Origin of the sequence: Saccharothrix hoggarensis, from assembly GCF_042678885.1 — a bacterium.
Lineage (GTDB): Bacteria > Actinomycetota > Actinomycetes > Mycobacteriales > Pseudonocardiaceae > Actinosynnema > Actinosynnema hoggarensis.
Genome location: NZ_JBHTLK010000344.1, coordinates 1 through 4,802, shown reverse-complemented (window position 1 = coordinate 4,802; position 4,802 = coordinate 1). Strand labels below are relative to the sequence as shown.

The following is a 4,802-nucleotide window of genomic DNA, read 5'->3' as shown; positions in this document are numbered from 1 at the left end:
CCGCGGCGGCGGCACGGGCACGGGCGCGGCTGCCGGTCAGCGGCCCGCCGTTGGCGATCGACACCTGCACCGGCGGCTCGGCGGCGGGCTGCGGCTCGGCGGCTTCGACCTGCAGGTTGAACAGGAAGCCGACCGTCTCCTCCTTCAACGCGTCCAACATGGCGTTGAACATGTCGAAGCCCTCCCGCTGGTACTCGATCAGCGGGTCGCGCTGGGCCATCGCCCGCAGGCCGATGCCCTCCTTCAGGTAGTCCATCTCGTACAGGTGCTCGCGCCACTTGCGGTCCAGGACGGACAGCAGGACGCGACGCTCCAACTCGCGCATGGCGCCGGGGCCGACCCGGCCGTCGATGTCCGCCTCGCGGGCCTCGTACGCGGCCAGGGCGTCGGCCTGCAGGCGCGCCTTCAGCGACTCGCGGGTGACGTCCTCGTCCTCGTCGAGCAGCGCCTTGTGGTCGAGCGAGATCGGGTACAGCGTCTTCAGCGCCGTCCACAGCTGCTCGAGGTCCCAGTCCTCGGCGTAGCCGTCGGCGGTCGCGCCGTCGACGTACTCGCCGACCACGCTGGTGATCATGTGCTCGACCTGCTCGCGCAGGTCCTCGCCGTCGAGGACGCGGCGGCGCTCGGCGTAGATCACCTTGCGCTGCTCGTTCATGACCTCGTCGTACTTGAGGACGTTCTTGCGGATCTCGAAGTTCTGCTGCTCGACCTGCGTCTGGGCGCTGCGGATGGCCCGGGTGACCATCTTGTGCTCGATCGGCACGTCGTCCGGCACCTTCAGCCGGGTCATGACCGTCTCGACCATCGCCGCGTTGAAGCGGCGCATCAGCTCGTCCTTCAGCGACAGGTAGAACCGCGACTCGCCCGGGTCGCCCTGCCGGCCGGAACGACCGCGCAGCTGGTTGTCGATGCGCCGCGACTCGTGCCGCTCGGTGCCCAGCACGTACAGGCCGCCGGCCGCGCGGACCTCCTCGGCCTCGGACTTGACCTGGTTGGTCACCTCTTCGATGAGCTTGGCCCAGGCGGCCTCGTACTCCTCCGGGTTCTCCACCGGGTCGAGGCCGCGTTCCCGCAGCTCGTGGTCGGCGATGATGTCCGGGTTGCCGCCCAGCACGATGTCCGTGCCTCGACCGGCCATGTTCGTGGCCACCGTGACGGCGCCCTTGCGGCCCGCCTTCGCGATGATCAGCGCCTCCCGGTCGTGGTGCTTCGCGTTCAGCACCTCGTGCGGGATGCCCTTCTGGACCAGCAGCTTCGACAGGTACTCGGAGCGCTCGACGCTCGTCGTGCCGACCAGCACCGGCTGGCCCTTCTCGTGCCGCTCGGCGATGTCCTCGGCGACCGCCTCGAACTTGGCCTCCTCGGTCTTGTAGACCAGGTCGGCCTCGTCCTTGCGCTGCATCGGGCGGTTCGTGGGGATCGGCACCACGCCGAGCTTGTAGGTCTGGTGGAACTCGGCCGCCTCGGTCTCGGCGGTGCCGGTCATGCCGCCCAGCTTCTCGTACAGGCGGAAGTAGTTCTGGAGGGTGATCGTGGCGAGGGTCTGGTTCTCCGCCTTGATCTCGACGCCTTCCTTGGCCTCGATCGCCTGGTGCATGCCCTCGTTGTAGCGGCGGCCCGCGAGCACGCGGCCCGTGAACTCGTCGACGATCATGACCTCACCGGCGCGGACGATGTAGTCCTTGTCCTTGGTGAACAGCTCCTTGGCCTTGATCGCGTTCTGGAAGTAGCCGACCAGGGGCGTGTTGGTCGAGTCGTACAGGTTGTCGATGCCGAGCTGGTCCTCGACGAACTGCACGCCCGCCTCGGTGACGCCGATGGTGCGCTTGCGCTCGTCCACCTCGTAGTGGGTGTCCCGGCGCATCCGCGTGGCCAGCCGCGCGAACTCGACGTACCAGCGCGACGACTGGTCGGCCGGCCCGGAGATGATCAGCGGCGTGCGGGCCTCGTCGATGAGGATCGAGTCGACCTCGTCGACCAGGGCGAAGAAGTGGCCGCGCTGGACCATCTCGTCCCGGCTCCACGCCATGTTGTCGCGGAGGTAGTCGAAGCCGAACTCGTTGTTCGTGCCGTAGGTGATGTCGGCGTTGTAGGCGACCCGGCGCTGCTCGGGCGTCATCTCCGACAGGATCGCGCCGACGGTCAGCCCGAGGAACCGGTGGATGCGGCCCATCCACTCGGCGTCGCGTCGGGCCAGGTAGTCGTTCGTCGTGACGACGTGCACGCCCTTGCCCGCGATCGCGTTCAGGTAGGCGGGCAGCACGGAGGTCAGGGTCTTGCCCTCACCGGTGCGCATCTCGGCGATCTGCCCGAGGTGCAGCGCCGCGCCGCCCATCAGCTGGACGTCGAAGTGCCGCTGGCCGAGGGTGCGCTTGGCGCCCTCGCGGACCACCGCGAAGGCCTCCGGCAGCAGCTCGTCCAGGGACTCGCCGTCGGCGTGGCGCTTGCGGAACTCCTCGGTTTTCGCCCGCAGCTCCGCATCGGAGAGGTCGATGACGTCGTCTTCGAGGTTGTTGATGTGCGCTGCGATGTTGCGCAGGCGCTTGAGCATCTTGCCCTCGCCAGCGCGGAGCAGTCGGGACAGCACCATCCGGGTCGACCTCATTACCTCATCGCGACGCGCCCGGGGGACGGGCGCCTTCCACAGGGCTCACCACGGCCATGGCGAGCCTTCACCACCCGCCATCGTAGGCAAGTCGTGAAGGTGTGTGCACAGACACAGGTAGGAAGCGGTGCGGAACGCCCCGTAACGACCTTCGAGAACGACCTCGGCGAACCGCCCCACCACCGCACCCGACCCACGACCAAGATCAGGCCCGCACCCCCACCCCCCCGAACCCGGACCCGCAAGGCCCCAGCCCCGACGTTCGAACCGGCTGAGTCGGACGTGTCGGTACCAGGCCACGGCCACAGAAGCGGAAGCGGAAGCGGAAGCGAACTGGGGCAACCGGCACGGCGAACTCACGCGCCGGAAACACCGGGCGGATATCCGGAACGGCCGCAAGGCCCAAAACAACACAGGCCAAGCCATCCAACCGAGATCACGACCCCATCACGAACCGCCCGGACCACCGCCCAGGACCGGATCGCGGAGCCTCCGCATCCCGATCACCCGCAGATCACACAGCACACCCAAGGTGACCACCACGCGAGGTCGCGTCGGTCGTTCGCGCCTCATTTTCCGCGATCACGCTTTTCCGATCGCGGAAAATGAGGCGCGAACGACCGACTTAATGGCGACCGAGCCGCGACGCCGAAGGCGGCGCCATCAACACCGCCGGCGCCATTGAATCAAGCCAGCCGGATCACGCCGTAGTCGAATCCCTTTCGGCGGTAGACGACGCTCGGACGTCCGCTGTCGGCGTCGGAGAACAGGTAGAAGTCGTGGCCGACCAGTTCCATCTCGTAGAGAGCCTGGTCGACGGTCATCGGCTTGGCCGCGTGTTCCTTCTCACGCACGACCCGGCCGGGCAGGTTTTCCTCGACGCCGTCGTCCCAGCGCTGCGCGGGCACTTCCGCCATGCCCTCGTACGCGGGTTCGGGTTCGGCGGCTTCCAGCACCGCGGTGTGGCCGAGCCACATGCCTTGCGCCTGGCTGTCGGAGTCGGGGCGGATGGGCAGTGCGTCCCCGAGTGCGCTGGTCGCCTCGGCGACCGATGTGGGACCGCGGCGACCGTGGTGCACGCGCCTGCGGTCGTGCGAGCGCCGCAACCGGTTCTCCAGCTTGTTCACCGCGGAGTCCAGGGCGGCGTAGAAGTCGCCCGCACACGCTTCGGAGCGGACCACCGGTCCGCGTCCCTTGCCGGTGATCTCGACCCGCTGGCAGTTCTTGGACTGCCTGCGGTTCGGCTCGTGGAAGAGCTCCACGTCAAACCGGATGACCTTGCGATCGTAGCGCTCAAGCCGGGCCAGCTTCTCGGCGACGTGAACCCGATAGTGATCGGGCACCTCGACATTGCGGCCCTTAACGACGATGTCCATACACGACCTCCCTCGCTGTGCTGCGAGCAATGGCTTTGGATCGTTTGGGCGCCGGATTCGCGATCATGGCGGGGGGCTTGTCGCTGAGGGTGGCCCTCAGTGCCCCACCGGCGCCAGGGTCATGGGCTGTTCGCCTCCTCCCCGCGTGCCGGGAACGCTGATAGCGGTGCACGTTAGCCCGGTATTCGCCGCTGCGACACCCCCCGGGGCGGGGGAACTCCAAGATTTTCTTTTCGTAACGCAGAGCGACCGGAAACCGGTACCGGGCGAACGCCCGGCGGACGTGCTGGGGCAGCACGCTGACGGCCGCTCACCCGAACGGCCCAGCTCGGCACAGACGCCCGTCAGCAGAGCGGTTACGTCGAACGGCCTCTGCGGGGGCGTCATATCCGGCCAACGGGCGAGAGGTCCGAGAGGTTCCCGGTCCTGATTCACCCGTGTGGGTGGGTTCGGTGGGCAGTCGTCAGCGTGAGAACAGCGGATACCCGGAACCCGGCCGTTCTCAACACGGAAATTCCGGCACGTGCCGTCGATCCGGTCGTGACGACGTCGTCCAGCAGGACAACCGGGCTCCCGGGCGGTGGCAGACCAGCGGGAACGAGCCGCACGCGACCAGCCAGGTTCGCCCGGCGGGCCGCCGCGTCGAGCCCCGTCGAATCACGAACACCTTTCGCGAAAGCCAGTGCGGGCGCGACCGGGAACCCCGAAGCGCGCGCCATTCTCAACACGTGGGAACCGCCTCGGGCACGGGCGGCCGACGCGCGCGACGGCGCGGGCACGAGCCACGGCTCCGGCCCGACGCCCGGCAGCCGGGGAAGCGC

2 protein-coding genes are annotated in these 4,802 nt (G+C 68.3%); both read right to left on the bottom strand.

Annotation, left to right across the window (positions count from 1 at the left end; genetic code table 11):
* On the bottom strand, window positions 1-2,590 hold a 2,590-nt coding region (secA, locus tag ACFQ3T_RS34250), incomplete at its 3' end, for a preprotein translocase subunit SecA (protein WP_380729901.1).
* Between the two features lie 701 nt (window positions 2,591-3,291).
* Window positions 3,292-3,981 (bottom strand): ribosome hibernation-promoting factor, HPF/YfiA family, encoded by a 690-nt coding sequence (gene hpf, locus ACFQ3T_RS34245; RefSeq protein WP_380729900.1) that lies wholly within the window; start codon window positions 3,979-3,981, stop codon window positions 3,292-3,294.
* Window positions 3,982-4,802 lie beyond the last annotated feature (821 nt).

Coding starts and splice junctions, on each gene's coding strand:
- hpf (WP_380729900.1), bottom strand. CDS start 3,981: ATGGACATCGTCGTTAAGGGCCGCAATGTCGAGGTGCCCGATCACTAT.